Origin of the sequence: Rossellomorea sp. NPDC071047, from assembly GCF_050270195.1 — a bacterium.
In the GTDB taxonomy this organism is placed as follows: domain Bacteria; phylum Bacillota; class Bacilli; order Bacillales; family Bacillaceae_B; genus Rossellomorea.
Genome location: NZ_JBNNJT010000001.1, coordinates 903845 through 918859, shown reverse-complemented (window position 1 = coordinate 918859; position 15015 = coordinate 903845). Strand labels below are relative to the sequence as shown.

Genomic DNA, 15015 nt, shown 5'->3' with positions numbered 1-15015 from the left:
CCATTACTTTGACGTGAAAGTATTGGATGATAATGGTAAACTATGAGAATAGTACAATCAATCCTAATTCCCATGGCGTTTAGAATGTATTCTGGCATATTCGTATAATATTTGGATATTTCAAACAAGCAGGGCATAAAGCTGAAAGTCAAAAAACAGCAAATAAGGGGATGAATATATAATGAAATTTCGTTCTAAAATTGATCGATTTTTTATTTCTGTGATTTTCATATCATTGCTTCTTATCTCTATTGTATTTTTGATTCCACTTATTTTAATGGGTCGTCCATCCATATTGGACATCATTGTCGTTGTAAGCTTATATGCTTTTTCAGCAGGCATCATTATATGGACAGGATTCTTTCAGAGATATGAGTTGTGCCCAGATTACCTATATATTAAAGGAGGCCCGTTCAGGAGCCGAATTTTCTATGGTGATCTTACCAGAGTGAGAGCTACCCGGGATATTTCCACTGGATACAGAATCTTGTCTTCCAGGGATGCTCTTGAAATCTATTACCGAACCGGGTTTTGGGGGAGTGTTAAGATTTCACCTCTGGACAAGGAGCTTTTTTTATCTGAGCTTGATAAACGCTGTTCCCATTTGTTTATTCAAAGTTCACCCCGAATCGATTCTAAATAATCTGAAACCTTGTTTGATTCATTACCGTATACTATATCAAGAGGTGATGACCATGACAGGAATATTATTCATTATACTAATCCCAATCGTCTTCACAATGATTGCTTTAAATCTTTCCCATTCATCCAAAAGAAGCGGCAGGAGTGGGGATGGGGGCTATTATGGTCCTTATGATGGGGGCCATGATTCAGCAAGCAGCTGTGACACCGGATTTGGCGGTGGGGATAGTGGAGGTGGTGGAGGAGGCGAATAACTTGCTTCCTTCTGTTTTTTTGCTCGTGACGATATTTGTAATACATAGGAGATGAACACCGTTGAAGCGTTATTTTATTCAGCACAGAAATTTGGACATTCATATTACAGAATGGGGGGCCTCTTCAGATTCCGTGATATTTTGCCTGCATGGACTTGGTAGTACCAGTCTCAGTTTTATAGAAGTCGCTGAGGAATTGAAAGAACATTACAGGATCATTTCAATTGATGCACCTGGCCATGGTAAAACCCCACCTTTTGAAAATGAAAAAGACTATGAAATGGATAAGATGGCTGATTGGATAAATGAAGTAATTGTTCTTCTTGAAATAGATTCTTTTTACTTCTTATCTCATTCTTGGGGGAGCTTTGTCGCTCTTTACTACGCAGCAAAATACCCCAATAGGGTACGCGATAGCATATTAATTGATGGAGGCTATCAGGGAAAACGTCATTCTAACCAAAGTGTAGAAGAGGAAGTTGATTTTTATTACAAAGACTTTGAACAGGTTTGGGAATCTTGGGAAGACTTTCTGGCCCTCGTCAAAAGTGAAACATTGAACTGGAACACATTAAAGGTGGAGGCTGCTGAAGATCTTTTTCTTTATAAAGATAACCGATATTATTGGCATGCACGTGGCAGGACTGCCGGTCACATTATAAGGGCAATGCACAAAGATGAAGTAGAGGATATTTATCACAAGCTGGACAGTTCCATTTTATTATTAAAAGCAACCCTTCCCGAAAACATGGAGGAAAACCGTAATAAGACTGCGGGCATTTTCAAGGAGAAAACCAGGGGGGAAGTAAAGTCGATACCCGAAACCACTCATCTACTGCATTGGGATCGTCCTGAGACCGTAGTGAGGGAAATCAGGAACCGCTGGAATTAAGAGAAAAAAGGAGGCACTCATTCAATGATTCTATTACAACCAATGAAAGACCATGAATATACTCTTTGGATTAAAGAATCTATTAAAGAGTATGCAGAGGAAAAGACGAAAGCCGGTAACTTCCAAAAGGAAACTTCATTAGAGCAGGCCGAAAACGAATTTAATCAATTACTGCCGGATGGGTTGGAGTCAAAGGATCATTATTTATTTACTTTAATTAATGGTAAAAATCAGGAAGACGTAGGGACTTTATGGATTAATGTACAGGAGGACGGTAAGGAAGCCTTCATTTATGATATTAAGATTCATGAAAGCAAAAGAGGCAGGGGCTATGGAAAAGAAGCCTTAAAGTCCCTGGACTCACTTGCCAGGGAAAAAGATATATCAAAAATATCGCTGCATGTATTTGGTCATAACAAAGTGGCTCTTTCCTTATACCAGAATACAGGGTTCGAAGTGACCAATGTCTTGATGTCAAAGACTCTTTAAGTTTGAACAAAGGACACCCAGGTGTCTTTTTTCTATGTAAGGGAGGTCATGCAACTTGACTTCATCAAATGAAATATACCGTTACGATGACAGTTATTTTTTAATAGGAAACGCCGGAATACTAATCATTGGAATGATTGTACTCATCCTGATCATCGTATTCCTTTCCATATTTCTAAAGAGGAGAAAGTAGGAGCGCTATGAGAATCGTAGGATATGCACAAATAGACGATTTGCAATCTCTTATACAAATTGATTATCAAGTGATTGGAAACGAAAGCAGACATGATCAAATTCAGGAGGCAATAGTAGAAAAGAGATGCTTAATCGTAAGAGAGGGAGAGACTACTGTCGGGTTTCTTATATTTAACAACCACTTTTTCGGAAACACGTTCGTCTCTCTCATCATTGTTTCACCGGAGGACAGAAGAAAGGGCAATGCATCTTTACTGTTGAAATATGTTGAAGAAATTTCGCCGTCTGATAAAATATTCTCGTCTACTAATCGATCAAACGAGCAAATGCAAAAAACATTTCAAGTAAACGGCTATTCTCAAAGTGGAAAGATCGAAAACCTGGACCCAGGGGACCCGGAAATTGTTTACTATAAAAAAAGAAGATAAGAAAGGGAGGTCATGGTGTGGTTATCATTTTAGCCATTTTTCTATTAATCTTTTCATTTGATTTCACCAAATTCAGAAAGCAAAATCAAACCATGATTGAGCAAAATGAGAGAATTATTAAGCTTCTCGAGGAAATCAAGAATAAATAATACATATGGAGGAAGGCTCCCTAATAAGGAGCCTGGCTTCAATCAATTGTAATGTAATCCTCATCCAGGCTTTCTACGCCTTGATCGAACGTCAACTTCGTTTTAAAGAGGTAGCGAACCCCGTTTTCTTCGGAGTATGGCAGAGAGTTAGGAATCCGGTAGGTGAAGGATAATTTGTTTCTTTCTTCAGCCTTAATGCTATCAGATTTTAAAACGGTAGTTGAATCGATGACTTTTTCTTCCTTTCCATTATTATCAAGCATCACCAGGTCACATTCCACCCGCCTCAGCTTTTGTTCAATAATACCTCCTTCTAAAAAGAAGTAACCATGTAAAAGTTCTCCTTGCCTGAACGAGTTTTTAGTTAGTACAAGATCAATCTTCGCAGAGCCTATACCAAAGAGAGACATATATTTTCGTAAAATCATTATGCATTCTCCTTTTTTGTTGAAGTATATTTATTATCTATTTTTTCTTCGATTTTGTTCATCTCATTTTTATCGTTCAAAATTTCATTTTTGTTTTGTTCTATTAGTTGAGAGAGATTTGTTTTTAATTTTTTCATTACCGTTAACTTCCTTTCAAAATGAAGTGACATAGAAAAAGACCTTTACCGGAAATGGTAAAGGTCTTTTTAGACATATATAAACCTTCACCAACTGGTAAAGGTCTCGCTAACAACAAGGTTGTCAATAAAGCCGAGAGTGAAACACTCTGTAATGACGACTTTACTGTTACAGCTACTCCCCTTTAGGAGAATATTAAATTATGAGACTATCATAAAGGATGGGTGGAGGGTTGTCAATGAATTTGGATGTCGGGATGAAGTGGCGAGATTTTATGTCCCGTTACTTAGTCAATGTTTTCACTCAACTCTTCATACCACTCCTTAGTTTCCCCAGGGTTTGCACCATTCAAAAAGATATGTTGATCATTCACCCGGATATAAACATAAGGAGTTTCCTTGTGTATAAACAACAAGCTTTTTCCATATCCTTTCACTTTGAATTGTCCTTTAGCCATGGTGGAAAGACCGAATCCATTGATTTTCCAAGTGACTTCTGGCATATCCTCCATTAACTCAACCGTTTCAATCTCATCAAGCTGCCACACTTCTCCATACAAACCAGTGACCTCAAATTCCTCATCCTTCACAACCAAATCATATTTTTCATACCCGAGATAAGTGAGTACACTCACAAATCCTAAAACAACCACAAACAAAGTAGAACTAATCCAGAAACTTCTTTTCCTTTTGCCTGAAACCTCAAATTTGGATAGATATATGAAACCCCCCATTAAAAACACAAGCATAAAGCCAAATTGAACCTCAATTACAAATGGAAAAGAGGTGAAAGCAAGGGGCAGAAAAATAAGCATTCCGACCGCAGTATAAATCAATAATGACCCGGTCTTTTGAGGATAGCCATTTTCAATCAACTCATCTTGTTCTTTCTTATTTCGCGTCACATAGCCCGAAATCAGCCAATAATTTTCTTTTACTCGAATCGCCCATCCCAATAATGAAAAAAGAACTATAACAATTAGTTGAATCCCAATCAGGATTCCCATGCACGTTCCTCCACTCAGTTTATAGATAGTATATTTACGATTTTCTATTGATATGGTTTCAATTATTTGGTGTTTATCTATACGATAACTGAATTAATACTCAATCAATTCATTTTCGATTAACCAATCCAGTGAATGATACATTCTTAACTTAAAGCTGGAAGCAGGAAACGAGCTGGAAAATAGAGAACTATGTGGGTATAGGTAGAATGCATTGTGAGAATCAGAAAGGGGCAGTCGAATGTATGAATTAAAAACAAAACAAAATGACAGCAGTGTGATTGAATTTATCGAAGCAGTAGAGAACGCAAAAAAACGTGAGGATGCCTTTAAATTGCTGGACATTTTCACAGAGACGACGGGGTTTGAAGCGAAAATGTGGGGACCAAGCATTATCGGGTTCGGATCTTATCATTACAAATATAAAACCGGACACGAAGGGGATGCTCCGTTAGTCGGGTTTTCCCCAAGGAAAGCGAAAATAAGTCTATATTTTGCTCCAGGGGATCCAGATAGGGAAAAGGTTTTGGATTCATTCGGTAAGCACACAACAGGAAAAGCGTGTGTGTACATAAACAAAGTGGCAGATATCGACCAAGACGTTTTGAAACAATTGATTATTCAATCTGTGAGCTTTCTTCAAAAAACATATCCTAATCCTTAATTAGGATAATAAGGAGGAATTAGTCTATGTTTCATGACTAATTCCTTATTTTTTTTACGATGAGGCTTTATATTTGATATTAAAGAGAATATCCTATAATATTAATCTCGAATTAAAACTATTTCAGTTCGAGGTAATAAAGGTCATTTCATTGAACTGGATGATGAAATTCACAATCAGAAAGGGACGATTCAACATGACAAAGGTTTTATACATTACAGCACATCCGCATGATGATACTCAATCCTATAGCATGGTAGTAGGAAAAGCATTTATTGACGAATATAAAGTGGCAAATCCAACTCATGAAGTTGTGAATGTAGACTTATATAAAGAAAACATTCCACAAATTGACGCTGACGTATTCAGTGGCTGGGGAAAATTGCAATCCGGGCAAGGATTTGAAGAGCTTTCACAAGAAGAACAAGCAAAAGTAGGACGACTTGGTGAATTATCAGATCAATTTGTTGAAGCTGATAAATATATCTTTGTTACTCCATTCTGGAACTTCTCCTTCCCTCCAGTAATGAAGGCATATATTGATTCTGTGTCCGTTGCAGGGAAAGCATTTAAATATACTGAACAGGGACCTGTTGGGCTTTTAACTGACAAAAAAGCTCTTCATATACAAGCTCGCGGAGGTATTTACTCTGAAGGCCCAGCTGCAGCAATGGAAATGGGACACCGCTATCTTGACGTGATGATGCAATTCTACGGAGTTCCTTCGTTCGAAGGCTTATTCGTTGAAGGTCATGCAGCAATGCCTGACAAAGCTGAAGAGATCAAAGCAAATGCCATTGCAAGAGCTAAGGATTTAGCACAAACTTTCTAATAGTAAGAAAGAGTCAACTTCAGTTGGCTCTTTTTTTCTGTGAAAATGAAACTATTTTCTCTATGAATTCGTATTAGAACATACAAAAGGAAGAATAGAGGAGGAAAAAGAATGAAAGAACAATTTTTTATCGATATTGAGGCTTCTGATTCATTATCAGAAACCTTACAAAAACTTATTGATACTAAAAGAGCTGAAACGGGATCTCACAATGTTTTCATCCAAAATGTCATTCCATTAGGGGACAAACGTTTCACGGTTATTTTAGAAGTCGTTCAGGAAATCTATTAATCTTAAGTGAAAGTACTTCACCGTATTATTCTTCTCAAAAGCTGTAAAAAAAGAGAGAGACCCTCCATAACTATCGAGGGTCTCCTTGTTTTATCTCTTTATAAACATTTGCGTCCAATAATGACCGTACGATCCACCCTTCACATAACCTATTCCGATTTCTGTATATGTCGGAGAAAGGATATTTTTTCTGTGTCCTTCACTGTTCATCCATGCTTCAACTACTTCTGCTGGTGTTCTTTGCCCAGCGGCAATGTTTTCACCTGCTGCTTGATAGGAAATTCCGAAATCCTTCATCATCTGGAAAGGAGATCCGTATGTTGGGGATGTGTGGCTGAAATAGTTCTTCGCAATCATGTCTTCTGACTTATAACGTGCCACACGTGATAATTCCCAATTTTCTTTCAGTGGAGGCAAACCCACTTTTGATCGTTCCTGGTTTACCAGTTTAACCACTTCGTATGTATAACTTTCAGCGGTGTGATTTGTTCCTGGTATGTTAAGGGTTTGTCCAGGATAAATCATATTCGGGTTGCTGATATTCGGGTTTGCCGTGATCAACTCAGATACACCCACCTGATGCTTTACGGCAATCTTCCACATTGTGTCTCCATAACTCACAGTATACGTACCTGCTGCGGAAACCTTAGATGCTTGACCAAAACCAATGACAAAAGTGACAGACAACAATAAGATAGATAAAAGTTTTAAAGTTTTCATAGTTCTATTGAAATATAATTCTGTTAATTTTGAAACAGGTAGTTGTTACCACCTTTCCGATAATCCCATAAAATCAACATATAGTAAATATTACTAGGATATTTTCAAAGTGAAAGATGGTGACTATGTAATCAGAGCTAATTTAATTCCAAATCATGGGCTTTTTTCGGTATAATGGAAAATAGTAACTATAAGAGATACATATGATTACTAAAAATATTATGTAAGTTTATACCTTTTAAGGGGGCAACACTATGACAGTTTCATTATTCGAAAGTTTATTAAATGATGTGGAAAAACATTTTTCGGGATGGGACTTTTCCTTCGTCACCGAAACCGGCCGTATGGGAACTGGTATGATTTCCTGGTCGTATGGAAGTTTGGCCATCCCGCTGATAAGGAATGCGAAATCGCTGCTTGATATGGGAACAGGGGGAGGAGAATTGCTTTCTAAACTCCAACCCTTTCCACCATCTGTTTGTGCAACAGAAGGGTACACTCCTAACATACCTGTGGCTAAGAAATGCCTGGAGCCATTAGGCGTTAGAGTAGAAGGTATCGACGGAGACGAAAACCTTCCATTTAAGACAAACCAATTCGACTTGATCATCAACAAACACGAATCCTATTCTCCTGGTGAAGTGAATCGAATATTATCTCCAGGGGGCACCTTCTTAACTCAACAGGTGGGTGGAGAGGATTGTAATGATATCAATAGAGCTCTCGGTGCTCCCATCAATGAAGAGTTTCTACATTGGAACCTGGAATATGCCCATAAGCAATTGAGAGAAGAGGGTTTTGATATTCTTTTGTCTCAAGAAGAATTTTCTACCCAACGCTTTTATGATATTGGTGCATTGGTCTATTACTTGAAAGCCATCCCTTGGCAGGTTCCGGATTTCAGTATTAAAAAATACCATGATTCATTGTTCAGCATTCATCAATCCATCGAAGAAAAGGGGTTCTTTGAAGCAAAACAGAATCGTTTCATCCTGAAAGCGCAAAGTCAGGATTAATGGAAAAAAATGAAACCTTAACTTATATATAATCGTAAAACAGAAAAGGAAGATACCGAAAAGCACCAATCCTAACTCTTCCCACGTTCACTTCAAAGGGGGACTTCATTATGTGGATCAACTTATTCTTCAGCGTTATCTTCATCATCGGAATCGTGTATCTCATACGGTTTCAATTAAACCTTAAATATTCCGCAGAAAAAGCAGTCAATGCCCTGTATCCAATCAACGAAGAAGATATGAACAGCATTGTGATTCCAAGCGAATTCAAGGTGATGCAGCCTTTAACAAAGGAAACAAAATCTTATCAGTGGGTAAAATGGGGGACGGTAGGTGTCATTGGCCTGTTAACTGTTTTATTAGCGGTTGTATACTGGACCGATATGCTTCATCAATCCATTTTTAGCATTGTCTATCTCTTTTTCATTCTGATCAGCTCCATTAAACACCGAGGAAATTTTTATTTGTTAGCTGGAGGCCTTATACTGAATGGCTATTATTTTCCATGGGCCAGGGTTAAAGGATATGAAGTAGAAAAGATTATTAAGTGGCACGAGCTGTACGGACTGGATGACAAAATCAATCAAGGCTACAAATTAGAGGTGAAGGTAAACAAATGGATTCAACCACAGTTTATAGTGGTTAGAGATCAGGCCCATTTAGATAGGATTCTTTCATTGTTAGAAAATCAAGGAGTGCAGAACATAAGGGAAAGATCCCACACTCCAGTTTCTAAAAATGTATAACGTTACTCATAAACGGAAATGACACTGACATTTTCAAGCCATTTACTCGGATTCTTACCGTCTTTTTCAGCCAGCCAAACGTCTCGATGCTCATCTGTGATCGACTTTCCCCTGAACCATAACAACTGGCGACTGGAGGGGAGATATTGTGGATTGTAATCTCCAAATAGCTTTGGCGGTTCTGTAATTTGCTCTTGAACTGTCGTTTGTAACGATATTTGATATAGGGAAGGTAAAGGGTGCAGAGAGAAGTCATTGGACCATTCCTTCTCCTTTACCCTGGACGTTACAAGGGTCTCTTTGTTCACCCAGGTAAAATCAAGCTCTGAAAAAGTTTTCGGAGTGATTCCTCGAAATGCAGGGAATTCTTTTGTCTTTAGTTTCTTATTTTTAAATCCGAACACAATTCGTCCACCACCGGCAATATAAGCAAGCGTATCTTCATTAGGAGCCCATTTCGGCTCACCTACACCAAAGATCACTTCACCCAATACTTGAAATTCTTCTCCTTTATGTGAAATCACACTCAGCATATTGCTATCCATGGACCAGGAAGCAGTAGGAGAGACGATAAATGAAATCCACTTTTGACTTGGTGAAAAGCGAATGTGAGAAGCATCAATAGACTCGATTACGCTGTTCTTGTCACCAACATTCTTAGGAATTGTGAAAAATGGTTTCACATTTTTCGTTTCAGACAGATTATCTAATGGAAAAGATATTGTCTTCATATACAGTTTAGGATTGGACCACCCATCAGGGTGCAATGTTGCCTGAGAAGATAGGAGGAATCCGGATCCATCACGAAGCCAACTATAGCTGCTGACACCAGAGGCGATATTATAGAAAGACTTCAAATCGGATACATCAAGCGTATCCCGTTGTAAAAATGAAACCATGTTAGTAATAGGGGACCATTTGGGTTCATATCCATCATAGAAAATCTTTTTGTAGATACGGTTTGCGATATTGTACACCCAGAGTTCGTTTTGTACTTCCTTTCCAACTTCAGATGGAGCAGTTAGTTCGTATAGGATCCACTTACCATCATGAGACCATTGTGGTGTCCCATGTACAGTACCTGATGAAGTGATTTGCATTTCCTTACCATCCAATAAGGTGAAAACATTACCATCCCTGACAAATGCAGCTCGACTTGGTGTACTTCCCTTAACACCATCTGGAAAAAGCAAAAAGAATGTGATTGACAAAATCATGATTCGACGCACTGTGTCACACCTCCTGTTCCTGTTTCACCTTATAATGCACGAACAACCGGGTCCCTATGAACTTCCCAAGATAAAAAAGGACCCACAAAAAAACATGGAAGTTCTTTGCCGGAATATGGCTATTTACTCTAATCGAAGACAGTTAGTAGTAAAAGTAATACAATCAATATTTAAGGAGATGGCAAAATGAGCTGGTTAAATTGGAATGACTTATTAGCACCTTCCAACCCGTACGCTGCAGTGTTCTTTGGAATAATCCTCACCCTCGTGGTTGCAAGTAGCATCTGGTATGAAACCAAACAAAAACGAATATTGTTTATTGCAATCGTAACAGGTGGTTTGACAACCGTAATTGGAGTTGGGCTGCTCACAATGATTGGATTCTATTAGAAAGGAAGGCGAATACATATGAAATCACTTTTATTCGTTATTGTAGGTGCACTTTTAGGATGGGGAATCACCGGCTTTTTCACCAATGGATTTGAAACGGATTATTTATTCATACTTGTTATCGGTATTGTTGTTGGGTACAGTATCGGGCGAAGAAAGGAAAAAAAAGGCTTTACAGAATCGCTTTAAAGTTATTGGATATTTCTAAGGGAATGGACTTGATTATTTATGGTATGTGCGTCCCCAAGAACGGCCGGATTATACGTTAAAGTGTCTATTAGATTTGAAAGAATTAATAATGAAAGTGGGCTAAAAATGAAAAGACCGCCTGCAAATGAAGCTGCCAAGAAATTTGTATTAGAAACCTTCCCGACATGTCAAGCGGCACTTCTCGGTGGGAGCGTAGTCAGGGGAGAGGAAACAAGTACATCCGATTTAGATATTGTCATCATTGACGGAACCCTTTCTTCAGAATACCGGGAATCTTTCCACTCACATGGATGGCCAATTGAAGTATTCGTCCACACGAGTCAAACAATTCGGGACTATTTCCAAAAAGACTGTCAAAGAGCCCGTCCTTCATTGCCAAGAATGGTTTCAGAAGGAACCCCCATCATCGATCACCCCATCATATCGAACCTCAAAGAAGAAGCAAATAGACTTTTGAGGGACGGACCTCCAAGATGGAACAATCAAACGATTGATATGAAAAGATATTTCCTTACAGATGCATTGGTTGATTTTATTGGATCAAAGGAAAGGGGAGAGAGCATCTTTATCGCGGGTTCCATTGGGGAATCCCTTCATGAGTTTGTACTCAGAACCCAAGGTCAATGGATTGGTGCATCGAAATGGATTATACGGGCATTGAAGGAATATGATGAAAGCTTTGCAAAAGAATATATAGAAGCCTTCGACCAATATTATCAAAAAGGGAACAAACAACCTATTGTAAGATTGGTGGACTCTGTATTGGAACCATACGGAGGACGATTGTTCGAAGGATTTTCTTTAGGAAAGAAATAAAATATAAAAGCCCTTCAAAGATAGAAGGGCTTCATTTTCAATTCTGACATTATACTACTATCTGAAACTCATCGTGATCGACACTGTTTACACCATCGTCGAAGACCAGTCGGGTGACAAATTTATAAGAAACATTGTCACTACTCGGTGGGAATGAATCTGACAGTCTGCACGAAAAGTGAATGGTGCGTTGTTCGTTTGCTTTCATCGTTGATGAGCTTAATATAGTATTGTGATGAAGAACAGATGAGCGATCACTATTCTGATCGTACTGTAAAAGGTCGGTCTCAATCCTTTTTAACTTCTGCTCCACCCGTCCGCCTGTAAGTTCATATTCCCCTTTAATGACGTCTCCCGGGCAGAACTCTTTTTTGTTCAACACCAAATCAATCTTTGTTGCACCAATACCGAATCTGCACATCAGTTTACTAAACATAACAGCCATTCAACCTCTCATTCATCTAGTTACCAATTCTACGCAATAAGGAGAGCTTTGGTTTCATTTTTCTACACCTTTTCTACGACTATATTCTAAAAGAAAAGAAGCCTTTTTGTCTATAACCCTTCTTCGACATATTTCGCGTTTGTCATAAGCATTATGTTAATTTTCCAACGCTCAACCCTCAAACACTTTTCTCCAGATAATGAATCATACCCCAGATGAGTATACTAATTGGAATTTATACCATAAAGAGGTAGAAATATAGTCTGAATTTCTATAAAATAGGACTAGAACATTATCATATTTTGGTAAAATACTAGCTTGTGAAGGGGTCATTCAATTGAAGGAAAAGAAGAAAAAGAAAAAAACCCATGTGCCTTTGAGAATGAATTTACTGTTTATTACGGTATTTTTTCTATTTTCACTTCTGATTCTTCGTCTTGGGATTGTACAAATCGTGCAGGGAAACCATTATGAAGCGGAAGTGGCGAGAACCGAAAATGTGAAATCACATAATGGAACACCTCCAAGAGGGAAAGTCTATGATCGTTATCGGAATGTAATCGTAGACAACGTACCTTTAAACGCAATCACATACACCAGAACGCAAACGACAAAGCCGGAGGAGATGCTGAAAGTAGCAAAAAGCCTGGCAGAATTAATCGAAATGAAACAAGACAAAATTACAGACCGAGATCGAAAAGATTTCTGGTTATTGAGTAATCCTGAAAAAGCAGAGAATCTGGTTTCAGAGGATGAATTGAAGAAACTTGAAGATGATGAAGATCTTACAAAAGATGATGTCAACAAAAAGGTTTATGAAATGCAGCTCGAGAGGATCACCGAAAAAGATATTGATTCTTTTAACAAACAAGAAGAGGAAGTCTTGGCGATATTCCGCGAATTTAACACCGGTTACGCCCTTACTCCTCAAATCATCAAAAACAAGGATGTTTCCATGGAAGAAATGGCCAGAGTCAGTGAACGCCTGTCAGAATTGCCTGGAGTGAACGTTACCACGGACTGGGAAAGAAAATATGTGAATGATAGCACGTTGAGAACGATTCTGGGTAGAGTCTCAAGTTCACAACAAGGGCTTCCAAGTGAACTTGTCAATGAATTTAAAGCTCAGGGATATGCACTTAACGACCGTGTTGGAACTAGTTATTTCGAATCACAGTATGAAAACGTCCTAAAAGGACAAAAGGAAGAAATCGAATACATCACTAAAAATGGAAGTGTCCTTGATTCACAACTTATCAGCGAGGGTCACAGTGGAAAAGATGTCGTACTGACCATTGACCTTCAGCTTCAAAAAGAAATCGAAAAAATCGTAGAAGAAGAGCTGAGCAAACAGGCGTCCCAATATTGGGAATCCCCATTCCTGGATCGTGCATTTGTTGTCATGATGGATCCACACACAGGTGAAATCCTTTCCATGGTCGGAAAGAAATATGGCAAGGATGCTGATGGAAAGACGGAGATGCAGGATTATGCTTTAGGTACTTTCACTTCTGAGTATGGGGTGGGGTCTGCGGTTAAGGGAGCTACTGTATTGACGGGGTATATGACTGGAGCGTTGAATGTAGGGGATGTGCTTTATGATGAACCGATTCGGATAAAGGATACACCAGTAAAAAAATCTTGGTTTAATGGATCGAGGTATCTTAGCGATATACAAGCTCTTGAAATTTCATCTAACGTCTATATGTTTAAAACAGCAATAAAAATTGCAGATGGAACTTATCGTCCTAATCAACCTTTGGACATTAACACTGATGCTTTTGATACTATGAGAAATTACTACAGTCAGTTTGGCTTAGGAGTAAAAACAGGAATAGATTTACCAGGAGAAGTAGAAGGGCTTAAAGGGAACGAACGGAAACCAGGTATGTTAATGGATTTTGCCATTGGGCAATATGATTTATACACACCGATGCAACTTGTCCAGTATGCTTCCACCATTGCTAATGGAGGCTATCGCATGAAGCCACATATCATGAAAGAAATTCGTGAACCCAGCCAAGAGAGAGATAAAGTTGGACCTCTCCTATATGAAAACGAATCCCAAGTTTTAAATCGTATTGATGCTACAGAAAGAGAAATACAGCAGGTACAGAGAGGATTTTATCAAGTCGCTCATGGAAGTAATGGTACTGCCAATAACTTTAGAAGTGCACCTTATGATGCTGCAGCAAAATCAGGAACGGCAGAAGCTTTCTATTATAGCCCTGAAGAAAAAAGACAATATGAAACATTCAACACCACTCTAATCGGCTACGCACCTTACAACAATCCTGAAGTAGCCTTTTCAGTCGTGTTACCATATTCACACCAGAACAAAGATCCTTACGTGAACAAAACCATCGCCAAACGTGCAATGGACAAATACTTCGAGTTGAAGAAGCAATACGAAAAAGACGGATACTTTGACTCATCCACAGAAGAAGAGGTCCGTAATGCCGATCAACTTGAAGAGACGGAAGAACAAGGAACTGAAGAGGAATAATATGAACGCAATCCTTTGTACTGAAGGGTTGCGTTCATCTTTCAAGATCTCATGTCCTATTGATTATTAAGCTAAGTTGTCTGTAGTGAGCCACCATTTCTTTTGCCAATATTTAAGGATAAATGAAACTTATCCATTCTTTAAACGTACATATATATATAGACATCCTCATTCAATGGGAGGTAAACGTATGTTATGGTGGATCATCGGTATTGCAGTGGTATTCGGAGTACTAAATGGGCTTCTAAGAAGAAAGTTATCCAAGAACTCCTTTGAAGCAGGCAATCAAAACGAAAGACAGATCCAGGAAGAAGAAAGAGTAAAAGCCGGCAGCTGGTTTACTGGCGGTCAGTAAGTAACATTGTCAGGGGGAGCCTCCTGGCATTTTCTATGAGAAAAAACCCTCAGCTAATCTAGGATGAAAGAAATTTTCAAAGTTCATACTATTGTAAATTAGTTAGATGAATTTCAAAGTACATAGAAGAGGGACGGTCCTCTATTTTACTGACATTCAATGTTAGAACACTTG

The 15015-nt window shown here is 38.5% G+C and carries 23 protein-coding genes; 17 read left to right on the top strand and 6 right to left on the bottom strand.

From position 1 onward, the window contains the following. Positions 1 to 181 precede the first annotated feature (181 nt). From ACQKFO_RS04870 to ACQKFO_RS04840, 7 genes are all read left to right on the top strand, one after another. Positions 182 to 643, top strand: a complete 462-nt coding sequence (locus tag ACQKFO_RS04870; RefSeq protein ID WP_427597176.1) for a PH domain-containing protein — start codon at positions 182 to 184, stop codon at positions 641 to 643. A 52-nt stretch (positions 644 to 695) separates the two neighbouring features. Continuing rightward, positions 696 to 896 (top strand): hypothetical protein, encoded by a 201-nt coding sequence (locus ACQKFO_RS04865; RefSeq protein WP_427597175.1) that lies wholly within the window; start codon positions 696 to 698, stop codon positions 894 to 896. 61 nt (positions 897 to 957) lie between these two features. Beyond that, on the top strand, positions 958 to 1788 hold the full coding sequence (locus ACQKFO_RS04860; RefSeq protein ID WP_427597174.1) for an alpha/beta fold hydrolase: 831 nt from the start codon (positions 958 to 960) through the stop codon (positions 1786 to 1788). 24 nt (positions 1789 to 1812) lie between these two features. Continuing rightward, positions 1813 to 2277 (top strand): GNAT family N-acetyltransferase, encoded by a 465-nt coding sequence (locus ACQKFO_RS04855; RefSeq protein WP_427597173.1) that lies wholly within the window; start codon positions 1813 to 1815, stop codon positions 2275 to 2277. Between the two features lie 55 nt (positions 2278 to 2332). Further along, complete coding sequence (locus ACQKFO_RS04850; protein ID WP_427597172.1) at positions 2333 to 2470, top strand: hypothetical protein; 138 nt, start codon at positions 2333 to 2335, stop codon at positions 2468 to 2470. Between the two features lie 7 nt (positions 2471 to 2477). Further along, positions 2478 to 2900 (top strand): GNAT family N-acetyltransferase, encoded by a 423-nt coding sequence (locus tag ACQKFO_RS04845; protein WP_427597171.1) that lies wholly within the window; start codon positions 2478 to 2480, stop codon positions 2898 to 2900. A 17-nt stretch (positions 2901 to 2917) separates the two neighbouring features. Then, positions 2918 to 3049 carry a hypothetical protein gene (locus tag ACQKFO_RS04840; RefSeq protein ID WP_262371695.1) on the top strand — a complete coding sequence of 44 codons (132 nt, stop codon included), beginning with the start codon at positions 2918 to 2920 and terminating at the stop codon, positions 3047 to 3049. A gap of 38 nt (positions 3050 to 3087) precedes the next feature. On the opposite strand, the gene ACQKFO_RS04835 is transcribed toward ACQKFO_RS04840, so the two are convergent. The 3 genes from ACQKFO_RS04835 to ACQKFO_RS04825 all read right to left on the bottom strand — a co-directional run bounded on the left by ACQKFO_RS04835 (position 3088) and on the right by ACQKFO_RS04825 (position 4621). After that, positions 3088 to 3477: a sporulation protein gene (locus ACQKFO_RS04835; RefSeq protein WP_427597170.1), complete on the bottom strand. Its 390-nt coding sequence runs from the start codon at positions 3475 to 3477 to the stop codon at positions 3088 to 3090. Then, positions 3477 to 3614, bottom strand: coding sequence for an FbpB family small basic protein (locus ACQKFO_RS04830; RefSeq protein ID WP_427597169.1), 138 nt, complete (start codon positions 3612 to 3614; stop codon positions 3477 to 3479). The genes ACQKFO_RS04835 and ACQKFO_RS04830 overlap by 1 nt, the downstream gene beginning before the upstream one ends. Positions 3615 to 3901: 287 nt before the next feature. Continuing rightward, positions 3902 to 4621 (bottom strand): DUF3784 domain-containing protein, encoded by a 720-nt coding sequence (locus ACQKFO_RS04825; RefSeq protein ID WP_427597168.1) that lies wholly within the window; start codon positions 4619 to 4621, stop codon positions 3902 to 3904. 241 nt (positions 4622 to 4862) lie between these two features. Here ACQKFO_RS04825 and ACQKFO_RS04820 point away from each other — a divergent pair, with 241 nt between their 5' ends. The 3 genes from ACQKFO_RS04820 to ACQKFO_RS04810 all read left to right on the top strand — a co-directional run bounded on the left by ACQKFO_RS04820 (position 4863) and on the right by ACQKFO_RS04810 (position 6408). After that, complete coding sequence (locus ACQKFO_RS04820; protein ID WP_427597167.1) at positions 4863 to 5285, top strand: DUF1801 domain-containing protein; 423 nt, start codon at positions 4863 to 4865, stop codon at positions 5283 to 5285. Between the two features lie 196 nt (positions 5286 to 5481). Next, entirely contained in the window at positions 5482 to 6117 is a 636-nt protein-coding gene (locus ACQKFO_RS04815) for an FMN-dependent NADH-azoreductase (protein ID WP_427597166.1), read from the top strand. A 111-nt stretch (positions 6118 to 6228) separates the two neighbouring features. Next, positions 6229 to 6408 (top strand): hypothetical protein, encoded by a 180-nt coding sequence (locus ACQKFO_RS04810; protein ID WP_427597165.1) that lies wholly within the window; start codon positions 6229 to 6231, stop codon positions 6406 to 6408. A gap of 90 nt (positions 6409 to 6498) precedes the next feature. Here ACQKFO_RS04810 and safA read toward each other — a convergent pair whose 3' ends face one another. Then, positions 6499 to 7128: a SafA/ExsA family spore coat assembly protein gene (safA, locus tag ACQKFO_RS04805; RefSeq protein WP_427597164.1), complete on the bottom strand. Its 630-nt coding sequence runs from the start codon at positions 7126 to 7128 to the stop codon at positions 6499 to 6501. Between the two features lie 254 nt (positions 7129 to 7382). Between safA and ACQKFO_RS04800 the strand changes: the two genes are divergently transcribed. Further along, a complete protein-coding gene (locus ACQKFO_RS04800) occupies positions 7383 to 8144 on the top strand; it encodes a class I SAM-dependent methyltransferase (RefSeq protein WP_427597163.1) in 762 nt (253 codons plus the stop codon). Positions 8145 to 8254: 110 nt separating this feature from the next. Continuing rightward, on the top strand, positions 8255 to 8890 hold the full coding sequence (locus ACQKFO_RS04795; protein ID WP_427597162.1) for a hypothetical protein: 636 nt from the start codon (positions 8255 to 8257) through the stop codon (positions 8888 to 8890). A gap of 2 nt (positions 8891 to 8892) precedes the next feature. Here the strand turns inward: ACQKFO_RS04795 and ACQKFO_RS04790 are convergent, their stop codons facing one another. Then, on the bottom strand, positions 8893 to 10119 hold the full coding sequence (locus ACQKFO_RS04790; protein ID WP_427597161.1) for a TolB family protein: 1227 nt from the start codon (positions 10117 to 10119) through the stop codon (positions 8893 to 8895). Positions 10120 to 10305: 186 nt separating this feature from the next. Here ACQKFO_RS04790 and ACQKFO_RS04785 point away from each other — a divergent pair, with 186 nt between their 5' ends. The 3 genes from ACQKFO_RS04785 (at position 10306) to ACQKFO_RS04775 (ending at position 11535) form a co-directional block, all read left to right on the top strand. Further along, positions 10306 to 10509, top strand: coding sequence for a hypothetical protein (locus tag ACQKFO_RS04785; protein ID WP_427597160.1), 204 nt, complete (start codon positions 10306 to 10308; stop codon positions 10507 to 10509). Positions 10510 to 10527: 18 nt separating this feature from the next. Further along, entirely contained in the window at positions 10528 to 10698 is a 171-nt protein-coding gene (locus ACQKFO_RS04780; RefSeq protein WP_427597159.1) for a tRNA U-34 5-methylaminomethyl-2-thiouridine biosynthesis protein, read from the top strand. A 126-nt stretch (positions 10699 to 10824) separates the two neighbouring features. Next, positions 10825 to 11535: a nucleotidyltransferase domain-containing protein gene (locus tag ACQKFO_RS04775; protein WP_427597157.1), complete on the top strand. Its 711-nt coding sequence runs from the start codon at positions 10825 to 10827 to the stop codon at positions 11533 to 11535. Between the two features lie 49 nt (positions 11536 to 11584). Here the strand turns inward: ACQKFO_RS04775 and ACQKFO_RS04770 are convergent, their stop codons facing one another. Then, the gene (locus tag ACQKFO_RS04770) at positions 11585 to 11980 is read right to left on the bottom strand and encodes a sporulation protein (RefSeq protein ID WP_148969021.1); all 396 of its coding nucleotides are present in this window, start codon (positions 11978 to 11980) and stop codon (positions 11585 to 11587) included. A 382-nt stretch (positions 11981 to 12362) separates the two neighbouring features. Here ACQKFO_RS04770 and ACQKFO_RS04765 point away from each other — a divergent pair, with 382 nt between their 5' ends. Together ACQKFO_RS04765 and ACQKFO_RS04760 are read left to right on the top strand one after the other, a co-directional pair. Continuing rightward, the gene (locus tag ACQKFO_RS04765) at positions 12363 to 14486 is read left to right on the top strand and encodes a peptidoglycan D,D-transpeptidase FtsI family protein (RefSeq protein ID WP_427597794.1); all 2124 of its coding nucleotides are present in this window, start codon (positions 12363 to 12365) and stop codon (positions 14484 to 14486) included. Between the two features lie 190 nt (positions 14487 to 14676). Next, positions 14677 to 14841 (top strand): hypothetical protein, encoded by a 165-nt coding sequence (locus tag ACQKFO_RS04760; protein WP_427597156.1) that lies wholly within the window; start codon positions 14677 to 14679, stop codon positions 14839 to 14841. Positions 14842 to 15015: the final 174 nt, after the last annotated feature.

What these genes read in the sequence shown, in the direction of transcription:
- ACQKFO_RS04870 (WP_427597176.1), top strand. Translation starts at nt 182, where the DNA reads ATGAAATTTCGTTCTAAAATTGATCGATTTTTTATTTCTGTGATTTTC.
- ACQKFO_RS04865 (WP_427597175.1), top strand. Translation starts at nt 696, where the DNA reads ATGACAGGAATATTATTCATTATACTAATCCCAATCGTCTTCACAATG.
- ACQKFO_RS04855 (WP_427597173.1), top strand. Translation starts at nt 1,813, where the DNA reads ATGATTCTATTACAACCAATGAAAGACCATGAATATACTCTTTGGATT.
- ACQKFO_RS04845 (WP_427597171.1), top strand. Translation starts at nt 2,478, where the DNA reads ATGAGAATCGTAGGATATGCACAAATAGACGATTTGCAATCTCTTATA.
- ACQKFO_RS04835 (WP_427597170.1), bottom strand. Translation starts at nt 3,477, where the DNA reads ATGATTTTACGAAAATATATGTCTCTCTTTGGTATAGGCTCTGCGAAG.
- ACQKFO_RS04830 (WP_427597169.1), bottom strand. Translation starts at nt 3,614, where the DNA reads ATGAAAAAATTAAAAACAAATCTCTCTCAACTAATAGAACAAAACAAA.
- ACQKFO_RS04825 (WP_427597168.1), bottom strand. Translation starts at nt 4,621, where the DNA reads ATGGGAATCCTGATTGGGATTCAACTAATTGTTATAGTTCTTTTTTCA.
- ACQKFO_RS04820 (WP_427597167.1), top strand. Translation starts at nt 4,863, where the DNA reads ATGTATGAATTAAAAACAAAACAAAATGACAGCAGTGTGATTGAATTT.
- ACQKFO_RS04815 (WP_427597166.1), top strand. Translation starts at nt 5,482, where the DNA reads ATGACAAAGGTTTTATACATTACAGCACATCCGCATGATGATACTCAA.
- ACQKFO_RS04810 (WP_427597165.1), top strand. Translation starts at nt 6,229, where the DNA reads ATGAAAGAACAATTTTTTATCGATATTGAGGCTTCTGATTCATTATCA.
- safA (WP_427597164.1), bottom strand. Translation starts at nt 7,128, where the DNA reads ATGAAAACTTTAAAACTTTTATCTATCTTATTGTTGTCTGTCACTTTT.
- ACQKFO_RS04800 (WP_427597163.1), top strand. Translation starts at nt 7,383, where the DNA reads ATGACAGTTTCATTATTCGAAAGTTTATTAAATGATGTGGAAAAACAT.
- ACQKFO_RS04795 (WP_427597162.1), top strand. Translation starts at nt 8,255, where the DNA reads ATGTGGATCAACTTATTCTTCAGCGTTATCTTCATCATCGGAATCGTG.
- ACQKFO_RS04785 (WP_427597160.1), top strand. Translation starts at nt 10,306, where the DNA reads ATGAGCTGGTTAAATTGGAATGACTTATTAGCACCTTCCAACCCGTAC.
- ACQKFO_RS04780 (WP_427597159.1), top strand. Translation starts at nt 10,528, where the DNA reads ATGAAATCACTTTTATTCGTTATTGTAGGTGCACTTTTAGGATGGGGA.
- ACQKFO_RS04775 (WP_427597157.1), top strand. Translation starts at nt 10,825, where the DNA reads ATGAAAAGACCGCCTGCAAATGAAGCTGCCAAGAAATTTGTATTAGAA.
- ACQKFO_RS04770 (WP_148969021.1), bottom strand. Translation starts at nt 11,980, where the DNA reads ATGGCTGTTATGTTTAGTAAACTGATGTGCAGATTCGGTATTGGTGCA.
- ACQKFO_RS04765 (WP_427597794.1), top strand. Translation starts at nt 12,363, where the DNA reads ATGAATTTACTGTTTATTACGGTATTTTTTCTATTTTCACTTCTGATT.
- ACQKFO_RS04760 (WP_427597156.1), top strand. Translation starts at nt 14,677, where the DNA reads ATGTTATGGTGGATCATCGGTATTGCAGTGGTATTCGGAGTACTAAAT.